At 61.4% G+C, this 264-nt stretch carries 1 protein-coding gene; it reads left to right on the top strand.

The features are described 5' to 3' along the window. The coding region (locus UF05_RS26345; RefSeq protein ID WP_048852435.1) for a hypothetical protein at positions 1–264 on the top strand (264 nt) is incomplete at both ends.

Here is a 264-nt window from a genome sequence, read left to right on the forward strand (position 1 = left end):
GGAACGCGCCGCAAACGGGTACACCAGCACAAGCAGGCAGCTCGAAGGGTGTGGAGCCAAATGTGGCAACACCAGAGCAGAAACCAAGTGTGAACGGGGCTACCGGTGAGCCGACTTCGGCACAAGGCAATGCCCCAGAAGGCACTGATTCCGGTGTAGGTACGCCAGCATCGACACCGAGTGTGGACGCGGCAACGGGTGAGCCAAACACGGCAGACGACAAGAATGCCGCGGGCGAAAGCATCCCAACGTTAGCGGGAGGGG

This window comes from Vibrio sp. S457-15 (assembly GCF_000960545.1).
Lineage (GTDB): Bacteria > Pseudomonadota > Gammaproteobacteria > Enterobacterales > Vibrionaceae > Vibrio > Vibrio parahaemolyticus.